The sequence below is a fragment of the Sphingomonas aerophila genome (assembly GCF_014199305.1).
In the GTDB taxonomy this organism is placed as follows: Bacteria; Pseudomonadota; Alphaproteobacteria; order Sphingomonadales; family Sphingomonadaceae; genus Sphingomonas; species Sphingomonas aerophila.
Genome location: NZ_JACIJK010000003.1, coordinates 193,035 through 208,551 on the forward strand (window position 1 = coordinate 193,035; position 15,517 = coordinate 208,551).

At 66.3% G+C, this 15,517-nt stretch carries 9 protein-coding genes; 4 read left to right on the forward strand and 5 right to left on the reverse strand.

The features are described from left to right. Positions 1-32 precede the first annotated feature (32 nt). Together FHS94_RS05800 and FHS94_RS05805 are read left to right on the forward strand one after the other, a co-directional pair. Positions 33-695: a response regulator transcription factor gene (locus FHS94_RS05800; protein WP_184055617.1), complete on the forward strand. Its 663-nt coding sequence runs from the start codon at positions 33-35 to the stop codon at positions 693-695. A gap of 3 nt (positions 696-698) precedes the next feature. Then, complete coding sequence (locus tag FHS94_RS05805; RefSeq protein WP_343055183.1) at positions 699-2,024, forward strand: sensor histidine kinase; 1,326 nt, start codon at positions 699-701, stop codon at positions 2,022-2,024. A 22-nt stretch (positions 2,025-2,046) separates the two neighbouring features. On the opposite strand, the gene FHS94_RS05810 is transcribed toward FHS94_RS05805, so the two are convergent. Beyond that, positions 2,047-4,644, reverse strand: a complete 2,598-nt coding sequence (locus tag FHS94_RS05810; RefSeq protein WP_184055619.1) for a glycoside hydrolase family 9 protein — start codon at positions 4,642-4,644, stop codon at positions 2,047-2,049. Between the two features lie 183 nt (positions 4,645-4,827). Here FHS94_RS05810 and araD1 point away from each other — a divergent pair, with 183 nt between their 5' ends. Next, entirely contained in the window at positions 4,828-5,808 is a 981-nt protein-coding gene (gene araD1 / locus FHS94_RS05815) for an AraD1 family protein (protein ID WP_184055621.1), read from the forward strand. Between the two features lie 62 nt (positions 5,809-5,870). Here the strand turns inward: araD1 and FHS94_RS05820 are convergent, their stop codons facing one another. Next, positions 5,871-7,667, reverse strand: coding sequence for an IlvD/Edd family dehydratase (locus FHS94_RS05820; protein ID WP_425506163.1), 1,797 nt, complete (start codon positions 7,665-7,667; stop codon positions 5,871-5,873). Between the two features lie 22 nt (positions 7,668-7,689). Continuing rightward, the gene (locus tag FHS94_RS05825) at positions 7,690-8,832 is read right to left on the reverse strand and encodes an aldose epimerase family protein (protein ID WP_425506164.1); all 1,143 of its coding nucleotides are present in this window, start codon (positions 8,830-8,832) and stop codon (positions 7,690-7,692) included. A 107-nt stretch (positions 8,833-8,939) separates the two neighbouring features. Here FHS94_RS05825 and FHS94_RS05830 point away from each other — a divergent pair, with 107 nt between their 5' ends. Further along, the gene (locus tag FHS94_RS05830; RefSeq protein ID WP_184055625.1) at positions 8,940-10,256 is read left to right on the forward strand and encodes a sugar MFS transporter; all 1,317 of its coding nucleotides are present in this window, start codon (positions 8,940-8,942) and stop codon (positions 10,254-10,256) included. A gap of 44 nt (positions 10,257-10,300) precedes the next feature. Here FHS94_RS05830 and FHS94_RS05835 read toward each other — a convergent pair whose 3' ends face one another. Continuing rightward, entirely contained in the window at positions 10,301-12,244 is a 1,944-nt protein-coding gene (locus FHS94_RS05835; protein ID WP_184055627.1) for a sialate O-acetylesterase, read from the reverse strand. A gap of 548 nt (positions 12,245-12,792) precedes the next feature. Then, positions 12,793-15,483 (reverse strand): glycoside hydrolase family 3 C-terminal domain-containing protein, encoded by a 2,691-nt coding sequence (locus tag FHS94_RS05840; RefSeq protein ID WP_184055629.1) that lies wholly within the window; start codon positions 15,481-15,483, stop codon positions 12,793-12,795. Between the last annotated feature and the right edge of the window lie 34 nt (positions 15,484-15,517).

The following is a 15,517-nucleotide window of genomic DNA, read 5'->3' on the forward strand; positions in this document are numbered from 1 at the left end:
TTCGGTTTAAGCGGCGTTCCTAGGAGTGGCCGATGCGTATCCTGCTCGTCGAAGATGACCGCGACCTGGGTCCCACGCTCGCCGCGGCGTTGCGGGCGGAAAATTTCGCCGTGGATCTTGCCGCCAACGGCATCGACGGCGGTCATCTGGGCGAAACGGAAGCTTATGACGCGGCGGTTCTCGACCTGGGCCTGCCCGGCCGCGACGGGATCGGCGTGCTTCAAGGCTGGCGCGCGGCGGGGCGAAACGTGCCGGTGCTGGTGCTGACCGCGCGGGAGGGCTGGTCCGACAAGGTCGCCGGGTTCAAGGCTGGGGCCGACGACTTCCTGCTAAAGCCCGTTCGCATCGAGGAACTGGTCATGCGCCTGCGCGCCCTGATCCGCCGCTCTGCCGGTCATGGTCAGCCACGGCTCGACTGCGGCCCGCTCAGCTTCGATACCCAGACCGGCAGTTTCGAACTCGATGGCCTGCCGATCCGGCTCACCGCGTTCGAATGGCGCGTCCTGTCGCAGCTCATGTTGCGCAAGGAGGCGGTGGTGGAACGGCTCGACCTGCTGGAGCGGGTTTATGAAGGCGATGCGGATGTAGACTCGAACAGCCTGGAGGTCATCGTGGGCCGGTTACGCAAGAAGATCGGTGCATCGCTGATCGAGACGGTTCGCGGCCGCGGCTATCGCCTGACCTGCGGAGGCTGACCGGTGCGGCTCGCGCCTCGGTCGCTTCACGGGCGAATGCTGCTGGTCTCGGCAGTCGCGACCGTCGTGGCATTGGTACTAGCAGGCAGCGTAGTCGCGGGGCTTCTTGGCCGCTTCGTAGTCGAAGGGCTCGACCGCCGGCTCGACGCCGAACTGACGCTGCTGGCGAGTGCGGTGGATGGAGAGGGGCGGATCGATCGCGCCCGTTTGGCCGAGCACGCGTCGGTACTGGATGGCGGGCCGGGTTGGCGATGGCGGATAGCGGGACCTGACGGCAATGTCGGCTCGGCCGACTTCTCCGCGCTCGACGTGGGGCCGCCCCCTCCACATGGGCGCGGTCCCGATCGGTTCAACAAAGGCCCACGCCCGATGGAGGGCGCCAGTGAGCAAGGCGTTCCGGTTCATGCCCGGCAGGTCTCCCTGGAAACGCGGCGCGGCGGGGTGACGATCACCGCGGCGGCGCCGCGCGACGTGGTCCGTCGGCCGATACGTGGCGCCGTCGTTCCGCTGCTGGCTGCCCTGGCTGGAATCGCTGCCCTGCTGACTGCGGCCATGCTGGTCCAGTTACGGATCGGCCTTCGCCCCCTGCGCCGACTGCAAGAGCAGGTTGCGGCGATACGCGACGGCCGCGCCAGCCGCGTTGACGAAGACCAGCCGACAGAGCTGCAGCCCCTCGCCGCCGAACTCAACGCGCTCGCCGCCGACACGCGGGCCGCGCTCTCTGCGGCGCGCGGGTCCGCGGCCAACATGTCACATGCGTTGAAGACGCCCGTGGCGACGCTGGCGATCGCCCTGCGCGATCAGCCCGGGCCCGCGGAGCAGGTCGCACGGATCCATCGGACGATCCGCCACCACCTAGCCCGGGCCCGCGCCGACGCAGTGAACCGGCGTACCGCGACGCCGCTGTGCGCGACAGTAACGGACGTGATGGCGGCGGTGACGGCGATCCATCGGGACAGGCACTTTCAGGTCGCCAACGAGGTCGCCGATGATCTTAGCGTCGCGATCGACGCCCAGGATCTGGAGGAATTGCTCGGCAACGTCCTCGACAACGCGGCCCGCTTTGCCGAGGCTCGGATCGCTATTGTCGCCGTTCGCGAAGGGCGACGGGTCATCGTAACCGTGTCGGACGACGGCCCCGGCATCCCTCCATCGGAGCGCGGCCGGGTGGCCCAGCCCGGGATGCGGCTGGATGAGCAAGGTCAGGGCCACGGCTTTGGCCTGTCGATCGTGGCCGAACTGGTCGCGCTGTATGGCGGTTCGCTGATGCTGGGGGAGGTTGCCGGCGGCGGGCTGGCGGTCAGTTTGACCCTGCCCGCCGCCGACTGACAGCCCGTTCCTGCCCCCCCGATCAGCGCGCCCGCTTGGATGCCGGGGAGGGCAGGGGCGCTCCCGCCTTGCCCCCCGTCATCTCCCGCGCCGCGTTGGCCAGCGCGATCCACATCGACCCTTCCGGGATCACATATTCGTTCTCGCCCCAGAAGAAGGGCCAGTCCTCATGGTTCTCCGGATAGTCGGGCTTCAGCACCAGCACGCCCGGCACGACCCCGCCCGCGATAAAGGAAAAGTCAGCGCGGTTGTTGCCGTATGCCACTTCCTTGGCGACCGTGCCGACGCCCGACACGAACGACACGTCAGATGCCGGATGATGGCCGAGCAGGAAGTCGACGCCGCGCTGCACGCCGCGCCCGTCGACGATCTCCGGGAAATGCTTATGGAGGATGTAGCTGGTCAGGCCATAGTTCAACACCGCGCCGCTGCCGGCCCATCCCGTCGTCGTGACCGGCACACCAAACGGGTTTGCCGCTTCGAGCTTGTTGGCATCAGCCTGCCAGGCCTGGACCGCAGGTACCATTGCCGCGCGATAGCTGGCCGGCATGAAGGGGATGGCATCGGCAGCGGTCCAGGCGATCATGCCGAAACGCGGCGCCAGGGTCGGCCACAGGGCGCTGATGCGGTCGGCGTAGCGCTGGTCACGTGTCGTCTTTAGCAATTCCACCGCAGCGGTGAACTCTTCCACTTCGATCGGCCCGCCGGTCGTGTTGCCGTGGCTGAACGTGTCGGGCGCGTGGGAATGCTCCTCCGTCCAGACCCGCTCGGCGATGCTACGCGCCTTCGCCGCCAGCGCATCGTCATAGCCTGTCATCACCCGGCTTGCCGCGGCCAGTGCAGCAATGGAGCCATAGTTGAGTGCGGTCGCCTTGCTGGTGAAGGCCCAGCGATCGTCCGGGATCCCGCTGCGCCCGTCCTTCTGCTCTTCGGGCTTCAGGCGGGGGTCGTAGACGAGGCGATCGGTCTTGCTGCCGGCGTCGCCCAGGTGGGTGTACTCACCCACGTCCGGCTCAACGATACCATGAATGGCATGGCCGACGGCGTCGAATTGCGCGACGAGTTGCAGGGTGCCGTGGCGGACCTGCTGCACCAGATCGGGCACGCCGTCTGGCAGGTGCATTTCGACCTGTCGGCGGGCATCGTCGACGCTGACGGTGTCCCGGTCGAGGCCCCAACGCTCCCGCGCGGCGGCGAGCTGTACCACGACCTGGTATTGCGACTGGGTGCGGATATCGAAATCGCCCGCATCGAACCAGCCGCCAACATTCAGGCCGGGGATATGCTCGCCCGGCTTGAACTTTGTATCGGTGGTCGGCCCCTGCCGGTACAGATCGATATGCTCGTGGTTGACAGGCGCCTGACGCGCGTCGTCGAGGTGGGCGGGGCCGTGCCAGACGCGATACGCCTCGTTCACCGCCATATGGTCCATCGCGACGGGAAAATAGACGTCGTTGGTCGGATGCCACGCATCGGCATAAACATCGTCCGCGATGCGGAATGTCGCGGTGCGCGTGCCGTTATAGTCGAGCAGATAGGTACCCGGCTGCCGCACCGCGCTGAAGTCGAGCTGGCGGTAGTTGTAGCGCAGGTAGCTGCCCCAGGCCTTTGTCGCGGGCACGGCGACCGGGGTTAGTCGGCCGTCCTCACCGACGCGCAACAGCTTCACCTGACCTGGCCGGCGATCGGCCTTGTCGAGTTCCACCGTGGCTACCTTTGACGCGCCGGGTGCATAGCCCAGCTGCGAGTGTGCGATTACCGGGGTACGGAGCCAGCCCGCGACGCTGTTCGCCTCCACCGTCCATTCGAGCAGCTTGCCCGTCCGTCCCGCGGGCAACAGCGAACGCGCGACGAACCAGCCATTTTGCGACTGGTTGCGGCCATCGAACAGCTGCACGGGAACGCTTGTGCTCTGGATGGTCATGCGCCGACCCGCATCCTCGGGGGCCAGCACCAGGCGGCTACCCGATGCGATCGGGGTCGGCTCGGCGCCCGGTCCCTCGCTCCGGCCGCTTGCCATGTTGCGCTCTGGCGTGCGGACCATTGCGTCCGCAGGGTAGATCGGCATTGCGCCGGGCCGACCATCGATGGCAAAGCTTTTGTGGAAATAGGCGGCGGGCAAGAATTCGAGATTGAAGCCTGCCTTGTTGGCCAGTGCCGCGGGCAGGGGTTGGGCAGTGCTGACGGTGATCGCCACGGCCTTGCCGCGCGGCTCCGTCCGGATCGTGTAGCGCCACTTGTAATCGGGATATTCCAGCGTCGTTTCGACTACCCCGGTTCTGGCATCAACCGTGCGCGACACCAGCTGCGCGGCAGGATCCCATTGCCCCGGCGTCGCGGCCAGGCGCACGTCGCCGTTGGTTGCGGTGCGCACGCCCTGGTGGATGATCTCTACCCCGCTGATCTTGGCGTCGGCAAACAGCCCGTCATTTGTGTTGCTGAACACCAGCACGTCGACGCCGTCGGCATGAAGATAGCCGGGCTCCGTCCAGCGAAGCGCGGTGCCGCCATTGGCTGGCCTGGCACTCGTTGCCGTGTTCGCCTGCGCAAACGCGGTGACCGGCAGCGCAGCCCCCAGCAGAGCCGTCGCCAGCACGAGCCGCTTTCCCCTGGAACCCATTAAATCCTCTCCGATTCTTGCGGCGGTGAGCCGTCCCCGCCATTGTGCCGATAGCGCTAACAACATCAACCCATGCCGTTATGAGATTTTGTCGTACAACTTGCTCCGATCCGGGGATGGTGCGAACACGGCCTAGTACGCCGCGCCGTGATGCTGTCGGCGCTGATAGAGGATCCTGAAGCCATGACCCTGTCACTCCTCCAATTTGCCCGCGCTGACGACACCCGCGGCCTCGCCCTGCTAGATGATCAGGGTGCGGCGATCGTGTCTGGTTATTCGGACACGCTGTCGCTCGCCCGCGCAGCTCTGGCGCAGGGGGTAGGGCTCGCAGCGCTTGCCCAGCAACACCGATCGGAAGAGCAGATCGATATGGCCGAGGTCACGCTACTGGCGCCGATCAGCCATCCCGATCCCGCCCACCTGCTTCTGACTGGTACCGGGCTCACCCATCTCGGCTCGGCTGAAGGGCGTGACAAGATGCACCGTGCCGCGGCCGAGAACCCGGCACCCACAGACTCGATGAAGATGTTCATGATGGGCGTCGAAGGTGGCAAGCCCGCAGCCGATGAGGTCGGGGTCCAGCCCGAATGGTTCTACAAGGGCGATGGTTCGCAGCTGGTCGGACCAGGCCAGCCGCTACGTTCGCCTGCCTTCGCCAAGGATGCGGGCGAAGAGCCCGAGATCGCCGGCATTTACCTGATCGACGAAGACGGCAGCCCCGTGCGGCTTGGCTTCGCGCTCGCGAACGAGTTTTCGGACCATGTGACGGAGCGGGGCAATTACCTGTGGCTGGCGCATAGCAAGCTGCGCAACGCGGCGCTCGGCCCCGAATTGCTGCTGGGGGACCTGCCCCAGGACGTGCGTGGCGCCAGCCGCATCCTGCGCGACGAGCAGGTGATCTGGGACAAGCCTTTCCTGTCGGGGGAGGCGAACATGTCGCACTCGATCGCCAATCTGGAGCACCACCACTTCAAGTACGACCTGTTCCGTCGCCCCGGTGACCTCCACGTCCATTTCTTCGGGACCGCGACTTTGTCGTTCAGCGAAGGACTGACAACGCAGGAGGGCGACGTGTTCGAGATCGAGGCAGCGCCGTTCCGCCTTCCCGTGCGCAACCCGATCGCGATTGATCGGCCGACGCCGGTAACCGTGCGAAGCATCTAGGACCCAAGACTGCCGTGACCCCGGCACATGCCGGGGTCACGGCCAAGCCGCTGGGCCCTGGTTTAGTGATTGTCGCGGGGCAGTCCCATGGTTTGCGCGACGCGCTGGTACTTCTCTGCGCCTTCCAGGATGGCGCCGGTGTTCATCTGGCCGACCAGCGCGCGCTGGATCTCCTGCCAGGGCGTCTGCGAAGCGGGATAAGGGAAGCCACCAGCTGCCTCCAACGCGCGCCGGCGCTCGGCCAGTTCCTCGTCCGGGATAAGCACGTCGGCCGTACCACGCTTCAAGTCGATGCGTACGCGGTCGCCGGTCTTGAGCAGCGCCAGGCCGCCCATCGCCGCCGCTTCGGGCGAGGCATTCAGGATTGATGGCGACCCGCTGGTCCCGGACTGGCGACCGTCGCCGATGCAGGGCAGCGCATGGACGCCTTCGGTGATCAGATAGGCGGGCGGGCGCATGTTCACGACCTCTGCCGCGCCCGGATACCCGATCGGCCCCGCGCCGCGCATGAACATCAGCGTCCGGGATGTGATGCCGAGCGAGGGGTCGTCGATGCGGTGATGATAATCTTCCGGTCCATCGAACACGATCGCCGGCCCCTCGAACGCCTCCGGATCGTCCGGGTTGGACAGATAGCGTTGACGGAATTCGTCGGAGATGACGCTGGTTTTCATGATCGCAGCGTCGAAAAGGTTGCCCGACAGGACGATGAAGCCCGCATCCTGCTTCAACGGCTGCTCGAAGCGACGAATGACCTTTTCGTCCTCGATCGTCGCCTCGCGGCAGTTGTCGCCCATAGTGTGGCCGTTGACGGTCATAACGCCTTCATGGATCAGTCCCTGGCCCATCAGCTGGTTGACCACGGCGGGCACGCCGCCGGCGCGGTAATAGTCCTCGCCCAGATACTCGCCTGCGGGCTGCAGGTTGACCAGCAGTGGGATCCTGTGCCCCTCCGTCTCCCAATCCTTCAGCGGCAGGTCGACGCCGATATGGCGGGCGAGTGCGGCAAGGTGGATGGGCGCGTTGGTCGATCCGCCGATCGCCGAATTCACCCGGATGGCGTTGTGGAACGCTTCCTTGGTCAGGATGTCCGACGGTTTCAGGTCCTCGGCGACCAGCTCCACCGCGCGCTTGCCGGTGATGTACGCGACCTCCTGCCGGTCACGGTACGGCGCCGGGATGGCGGCGGAACCTGGCAACGACATGCCGAGCGCCTCGCACAGCGAGTTCATCGTCGTGGCGGTGCCCATGGTGTTGCAATAGCCGGTCGACGGCGCGGAGGAGGCGACGAGGCGGATGAACTCCTTGTCGTCGATCTCGCCAGCGGCCAGCATCTGGCGCGCCTTCCACACAATGGTGCCCGACCCGGTACGCTCACCCTTGTGCCAGCCGTTCAGCATCGGGCCGACCGACAGCGCGATGGCGGGGATGTTGACGGTCGCCGCAGCCATCAGCGCGGCAGGGGTCGTCTTGTCGCACCCGATCGTCAGCACTACGCCATCGAGCGGGTAACCGTACAGCACCTCGACCAGGCCGAGATAAGCAAGGTTGCGGTCCAGCCCGGCCGTCGGGCGCTTGCCGGTTTCCTGGATCGGGTGAACCGGGAATTCGAGCGCAATACCGCCGGCCTCGCGAATGCCTTCCCGCACACGCTCCGCGAGCACCAGGTGGTGGCGATTGCACGGGGACAGGTCCGACCCTGTCTGGGCGATGCCGATGATAGGCTTGCCGGACTGCAACTCCGCAAGGCTCAACCCGAAGTTGAGGTAACGCTCCAGGTAGAGCGCCGTCATGTCGATGTTGGAGGGGTTGTCGAACCAGGCCTGGCTGCGCAGGCGTGGCTGGGTGGGGGCGGGGATGTCGGTCAAGTCAGGCTCCAACTCACCGGGCTACCGATACGCGGTAGATCATGCGGTGGTGATAAGGCTTGCCCGGATCGACCCGCGCGGAGCCGAAGGCAGGCTGGTTGGGAGTATCCGGGAATTTCTGTGGTTCAAGGGCCAGGCCGTCGCCCATGCGGTACAGGTGGCCCTGCTTGCCGATCAGCGTGCCGTCCAGGAAGTTGCCGGCATAGAATTGCACGCCGGGTTCGGTGGACAGCACCTCCAGCACGCGCCCGGATGCCGGGTCTTCCAACCGCGCGGCAAGGCCGGGCGTGGCGGTCGCGCCCTTGTCGAGCACGAAATTATGATCCCAGCCATGGGCGATCACGATCTGCTCGTCATGCCCGTCGCGCAGCCCGTCCGACAGCAACCGCGCCCGGGTGAAGTCGAACACGGTGCTGGCCACGGCACGCATCTCTCCTGTCGGGATCAGCGTCGCGTTGACGGGGGTGTAGCGGCTGGCCGGGATGGTGAGCTTCTGCGCCAGGATACCCGTGCCCGAACCCTCGCCGGCCATGTCGAACAGCGCGTGGTTGGTCATGTTGACGATCGTCGGCGCATCGGTCGTCGCGTCATAGTCGATCGTCAGCGAACCCTTGTCGTCGAGGCTATAGGTGACCTTCGCCTGCAGCGTGCCGGGATAACCCTGGTCGCCAGCCGGGCTTGTCGCGGTCAGCACCACGCGCGCGGTCGGGCCGGATGACACGGACTCGACCCGCCATACCTTCTTGTCGAAACCGCCAAGTCCGCCGTGGAGCGAGTTGCCCTTGTCGTTCTGGTTCAGCTGATATGTCTTGCCGTCTAGCGCGAAGCGTCCCTGCGCGATCCGGTTAGCGTAGCGGCCGATTGTCTGGCCCCAATAATTCGGCTTCTTCTCATAGCTCGCCAGGTCATCATAACCGAGCGTCACGTCCGCGACCTTGCCGTTGCGGTCGGGCGCGTTCAGTGCCTGCAGCGTCGCGCCATAGGTGATGATACGCGCGCTGACGCCATTGCTGCCGGCCAGCGTCACCGCCTCCACGACCGTTCCGTTCGACAATTGTCCAAAGCGTTCGCGCTTAACCGTAGCGGCCTGTGCGCTCAGGGGCGCGACTGCCACGCCGAGCAGGATCAACGAGGCGGCCATTCTGGCGTGGATCATCAAATAAGCCTTGCGAAGCGGGACGTTGACGGACACGTCGTTCCACCTATGCTCCTACAAATATAAGAGCAAGCCCGGCAATGGTCGGTGACAGAGAGAGGAAGTACATGCCAGCCGTTGCCTCAACCCGCGCAGCCAGCGGCGCTGCCGGTCCCGGGACGAACTACCGATCGGCGCTGACGCTGCTCGCCAGCCTGTTCTTCATGTGGGGCTTCATCACCGTCATCAACGGCACGTTGCTGCCCCATCTGCGCAGCGTGTTCGAGCTCAGTTACTTTCAGGCGTCGCTCATCGAAAGCGTTTGGTTCATCGCCTATTTCTTCGCCTCGATCCCGTCGGCGAAGCTGATCGAGCGGATCGGATACCAGAAGTCGCTTGTGACCGGCCTGCTGATCATGGCGGTTGGCGCGCTCGGCATGGTGCTCGCCGCGAGCCTGCCCTCCTATGGCGTGACGCTGGCCATGTTGTTCGTGATCGCCAGCGGCATCACGCTGCTGCAGGTCGCGGCCAACCCCTATGTGGCGGTGATCGGCCCGGCCGAAACCTCGTCCTCGCGCCTTAATCTCGTTCAGGCGATGAACTCGGCGGGGACCATGCTCGCGCCGCTGTTCGGTGCGTACCTGATCCTTGGCCGGTCAAAGGGCGGCACGGCCCAGTCCGGGACCGTGCTGACCCAGGCGGAGCGGCTGGCCGATGCGCAGTCGGTGATGCTGCCCTATGTGCTCGTTGCCGTGGTGCTGGTCGTGCTGGCGGTAGTGATCGCGCGCTTCAAGCTGCCCGCGATGGGTTCAGCCACCAGCCGCGCCGCCAAGGAGGATCGCAAGAACCACTCGCTGTGGCGCCACCGCAACCTGGTGTTAGGCGTTCCGGCGATCTTCATCTACCTGATCGCGGAGATCGGCGTCGGCAACCTGTTCGTCAACTTCATCAGCCAGCCGCAGATCGCGGACCTGACCACCGAACAGGCCGGGCGCTACCTGACCCTGTTGTGGGGCGGGATGATGGTTGGCCGCTTCCTGGGTTCTGCGATCATGCAGAAGATCCCGGCGGAAACGGTGCTGGCGGCCTTTTCCATCGGCGCGTTCATCGTGATGCTCGTCACCGTGTTCTCCACCGGGCACGTGGCGATGTGGGCGCTGATCAGCGTCGGGCTGTTCCATTCGATCATGTTCCCGACGATCTTCACCCTCGGCATCCGGGGCCTGGGGCCGTTGACCGAAGAAGGGTCGGGGCTGCTGATCATGGCGATCGCAGGCGGTGCGCTAGTGTTCGTGCAGGGCAAGATCGCCGACGTGTACGGGTTGCAGATCTCGTTTCTGCTGACCGCCGTGTGCGAGCTCTATGTGCTGTTCTACGCACTGTGGGGCAGCAAGCCGACCAACGCTGTCCCTGACGAGGCGGCGGTTCAGGCCGAGCTTGCCTGATCGCCAGGGCAGGGGCGGGGCGCATTGGCCCCGCCCGGTCCCGATCAGGATACCGGCACTTCGAACGTGCCGATCGGCAGTTGAGCCTCGTCGACCAGGTTGGTCGCAGGAGAGTCTGCCCAGGCATAGCGGACGCGCGTGACTGGCTGACCGTCGCTGGCAAGCTTGACCTCCTGCCCCGCAACCGTCGCGGCGGTGTAGCGGCAGCTGCCCACGGCCGGCCCGCACAGTTCAAACCCGATCGCGTTTGCCGCGCCCACAGCATGTAGCTGACCCGTTATGCCTGAAAAACGCAGCGTGACGCTGCCGTCCGCGGCCCGGCTCGCGCCCGCGATGGCGGGGCCGGCGGGCGCGATCTGCTCCCCATAGGCATAGGCGCGCATCACGCGGGCCAGCCGCTGGCCGACTTCGTGCTTCTCGCCCGGATGAATGTCGAGCGGGTCACCCAGGTCATAGCTGACCGCGATGCCAGAATGGCCGTCGTCCACCGTGACCCGGCGCTGCGCTTCACGCACATCACCCCAGCCGCTTTCTCCCGCCGCGAACGAACGCGCGCCATAGGCCGACAGCTGCACCACCGCGAAGGGCAGGTCGGGGCGGCCGAACTGGCGGCGCCAGTCCTTCATCATCGCAGCCAGGCGCTTGTCATAGCCCGGAAGGCCCGTGTCGGACTCGCCCTGGTACCATGCGGCACCCGCCAGCTTGATCGGCCCAAGCGGCGCAATCATGGCGTTGTAGAGCGTGCCCGCGCCGTTGATATCGTCCCAGGGCACGCGCGGCGCGCTGCCCTGCACGGGGCGGGCGACCGCATATCGCCAGCCTTCGCCCAGCGGCAGGCTGGTACCATCGGCAAAGGTGATCTTCATCGCCTCGACAGGGCCGGTCATGCCGCCATTGGCGTACACATCGTCGTCATTGACGGTGACGACATTACGTCCCGCTTTCAGCGTCCCCGCGGGCAGGGCATAGACCCGCGCCTGTCCGGCCAGGCTTGATCCGCCGACGCCGACCCCGTTCACCCAGGTGCGGTCAGCGTCATCGACCGTGCCGATCGCCAACGTCGCGGCACCGCGAGCCTGTTCGGGCGTCACCTCCACCTCGCGGCGGTACCATATCATACCGTTGTAGTTGGCGAGCGCGGGCACGCCCCAGTTCTCGATATTGTCGATCTTGGGTACCGGCTTCCAATCGAGCGCGGCGGCAGGCTGCCATGGCTCGCGACCCGGCTGGTCGCCCGAAGCCTTGCGCCACCACGCCTCCCATACAGCCGACGCGCCGCGGTTGCCGGCAGCGGCATCGCGGGCGTAGAGCGCAAGCAGATCCGCTTCATCCTTCAGGCCCGCACTCCGCTGCCCCGCATCGGCCATCCACGCGCTGATCCGGGAACCTCCCCAACTGGAATGGATGGCGCCGATCGGCACGTTCGCGGTGCGCCGCAGCGCCTGCACCATGTAATAGCAGGCCGCCGAGAAGCTTTCGACGCTGTCCGGCTGCGCCAGCGCCCAATGCGGCTCCTGGTTGAAGCGTGATTGCGGCGTCAGCCCCGTCGCTTTGGCGACCGTCAGCAGCCTTAGCTGCGGGTCGGGCGCGGCATGAGCGTCAGGAATCAGGTCTTGCGCGGACTGGACCTGCAATTCCATGTTGCTCTGGCCCGAACACAGGAACACGTCGCCGACCAGTATGTCGCGGAACGTGCTTGCGCCGCTGGGTGCCGCCAGCGTCAGGTCATAGGGACCGCCCGCGGGCAGCGCCGGCATGGTCACGCTGAACCGTCCGTTCTTCCCCGCGCGCGCCGTCACGCTGCGGCCGGCAAAGCCGATCATCACCGTTTCGCCGGGCGCGGCGCTGCCCTCCAGCACAATCGTCTGGCCGCGCTGGATCACGGCATGGTCGCCGATCACACCGTCCAGCGTGGGCGCGGCGAGAGCGGGCGTGGCAGCGAGCAAGACGGGCAGCGCCCAGGACAGGCGAAGCGCGGTGTTCAGCATGGATGATTGCCCTTGTGTCAGTTGAACTGGCGTCAGATGCGAGGCAGGCGATGTGCCCTGCGCCGGTGTGGCCGTTCGAAAGGCCATTCCGTGCAGGTCCGATTGGTAGCTCGCCGACGCAGGAAGAGATCGGTTTGCGAGATGTTCATGCGACGAACCATGGCGCGTAGCGTCGGCCACGTGCCTTCACAGCCGGTGATGAGCCAAGCCCTGGGTGTCTCAACCGGCCCAACGGCGATGCCGTGCGGCCGGCAGCGCTGATGCCTTGCGGTGATGACGCCGGCGGCCAACGAGCCTGCTGTTCCGCCCTCGCCAACAACAACGTTTTTGATCGGACGCATGTGGAGAAAGCATCCAAAAAAGCCCGTGCTGTCAACCGGTGATCGACAGCATTTTCATGAAGAATTCGTGCGTTAGCGCGGGGCGTGACCGGGCGCACCAGGTTCGGCCGCCGGTCCGGTTCGGCACCTGGTCGCAGATCGCGTGCGACCAAGACGCGGCGGACAATGTTGCCAGTGCTGCTGACGGTCGCCACTAACGCAGCTCTCTCAACGCGGCAGTACCACCCCCGTGCGGGTCGTGAACCGTTCAGAGCGGCCCGGAACGCCAGTGCCGGGCTGGCCCGACCCGACGCTGACCCGATAGGCGCCAGGCGCCACGATCCGCGTACCGTCCAGCGCGACACTGCTGAGGTCGCGTGGCGACAGGGCAAAGGTCAGGGTTCGCCGCTCACCGGCAGCAAGCCTCACCCGTTGCAGGCCACGCAGTGCAATTCGCGGGGCGCCCGGCGTTTCGGGGAAATCCAGGTACAGCTGCGCGACTTCCTCACCCGGCCGATCGCCGACGTTGCGCAATTCGGTGGTGACCCGCACCCCGCTCTCCGCGCCACCGTTAACAGGCTGCACCGTCAACGGCGCATAGTCAAAACGCGCGTAGCTGAGGCCGTGGCCGAACGGGAAAACGGGCGTGCCTTCGAAATAGCGATAGGTCCGACCCTTCATCTCGTAATTGCCGAATGGCGGCAGGTCCGCCGTGCTCCGGTAGAAGGTGAGGGGAAGGCGCCCCGCCGGGTTTGTCAGGCCGCTCAGCACATTGCCGATCGCGGCGCCGCCCGCCTGACCGGGGTACCAGGCCTCCAGGATCGCGTTCGCATTGTCCTTCGCCCAGGCGAGGTTGATCGGGCTGCCGTTCATGGCAACGACGACCAGCGGCTTGCCGGTCGCCTTTGCCTGCGCCAGCATCGTGCGCTGGTCCTCTGGCAGGTCCAGCGTGGTCTTGTCGCCACCCTCGAAACCCGGAACCTTCACCCCGGTTTCCTCGGCTTCGAGGTCGGAGGTGAGGCCCACCGTCGCAACCACCACGTCGGCATTCGCCGTGGCCTGCTTCAACGCAGCAGCGGGATCGGCGGAGATGCGCTTCCAGACCAGGTCGCCCCCGGTCCCCTCCACCGTGATCGGATAGCGGCGCCCCGCCTGCAGCTCCATCGTGGTGAAGGTCGGCAGGTCGTTCCAGCGCGCCTTGCGCCGGTCCGCGACAATTTGCCCGTTCACACGCGCGACGCTGCCGCCACCGGACAGTCCCACGCGGTAGGTGCCGCTGTCGGCCGGAACCAGGAAGCCGGTAAACACGACGCGGTGGATCTCGGCGATTTTGGCCAGCTCCAGTTGCCGCTCGCCAATGTCGGGCTCCATCCGGGTCACCACCGGCTTGGGCTGATAGGATATCGCTGCGATCGCAGCCTCTCGCGTACCCGGCGCGAAACTGGTCGGCGGGGTGCGGACCGGGTTATAGTACCGCGCCTGGATGCCTGGCCTGCCATCGGGCGTGCGCAGAGCACTGGTCGGCACACGGTCGCCGTCGGTCAGGGACGCGCCGAACGGCACAAGCGTGATCTGCGCGCCCGGCATGGCGCGGCGCAAGCCGTCGATCACGGACACGCGCGGGCCGGTCAGGCCGGAGGAATAGTTGCCGCGCAGCACGCGGGTGGCGTCACCAAAGGGCCCGACCACCGCGACGCGCAGTGTGGGCTTCAGCGGAAGCACGCCGTCGTTCTTCAGCAGCACCAGGCTCTTCTCCGCCGCCGTGAGCGCCAGTGCCTGATGCTCTCGACTGCCGATCGCGCCGACAGGCACGGCGGGCGGCGCGCCGGTCAGGCCAGGCAGGTCGCCATTGCGGAATCGGGCGGAGAACAAACGCACCAGCGCGCGGTCGACGTCGCCCACCGTGATCAAGTTGCGCGCCAACGCCTCGCGATAGCGATCCGCCAGGCCCGCCGTATCGCTGAGCGTCGCACCGTTGCATTCATTGTCGACACCGGCCCGCATCGCTGCCGCGACAGCGGCGGCAGCGTCGGGCGCATATTTGTGGTTGTCGGCGATGTCCTTCACCGCGTCGCAATCCGATACAACATAACCCTGGAAGCCCCAGGCGCCGCGCAGATGTTCCTTCAACAACAGATCGTTGGCGCAGGCGGGCTGCCCGTCGATGCGGTTATAGGCGCACATGATCGACCCGGCCCGCCCCTCCGTCACTGCAGCGCGGAAGGCGGGAAGGTAGGTGTCCTCCAGATCGTGCATCGAGACGTACACGTTTGCCTCGTGCCGGGTCGATTCCGGGCCGCTGTGCACGGCATAATGTTTCGGCGTCGCGATCACGTAAGGCCGGTCGGGATCAGGGCCCTGCATGCCCTGCACGAAAGCGACACCCATGTGCGCGGTGAGGAATGGATCCTCGCCATAGGTTTCCTGGCCACGTCCCCAGCGCGGGTCGCGAAAAATGTTGATGTTAGGCGACCATGTATCGAGCCCGGTGCCGATCCGTCCGTAACGCCCGGTCTGGCGCGCCATCGTGTGTAACGCGCGCACCTCCGTCCCGATCGCGCCTGCAACGTCATGGACCAGGGCAGGGTCGAACGTCGCGGCGAGCCCGATCGGTTCGGGGTAGTTGGTGGTGTCCACAGGGCCGAGTGCCCCGTGGAGCGACTCCGTCCACCAATTGTAGCGCGGGATCTTCAGTCGGGGGATGGCCGGCGCGACATTCAGGAGCTGCTCGACCTTTTCGTCCAGCGTCATCTTGGCGACGAGGTCGGCGGCCAGGCGGTCGGCTTCGCCCCGGGCGGGGCTGATGGCCGATGGTTCGGGCGCGAACTGCTGGGGCGGAGCGACAGCGCCGGACAGAGCGGCAGCCGCCGAGAGCAACAGGACGGATTTCCACTTCGGCACGGTCGCACCCTCCCCCATTCCGCCCTTATCAGGCGCGTTCAGTCGGACTAAT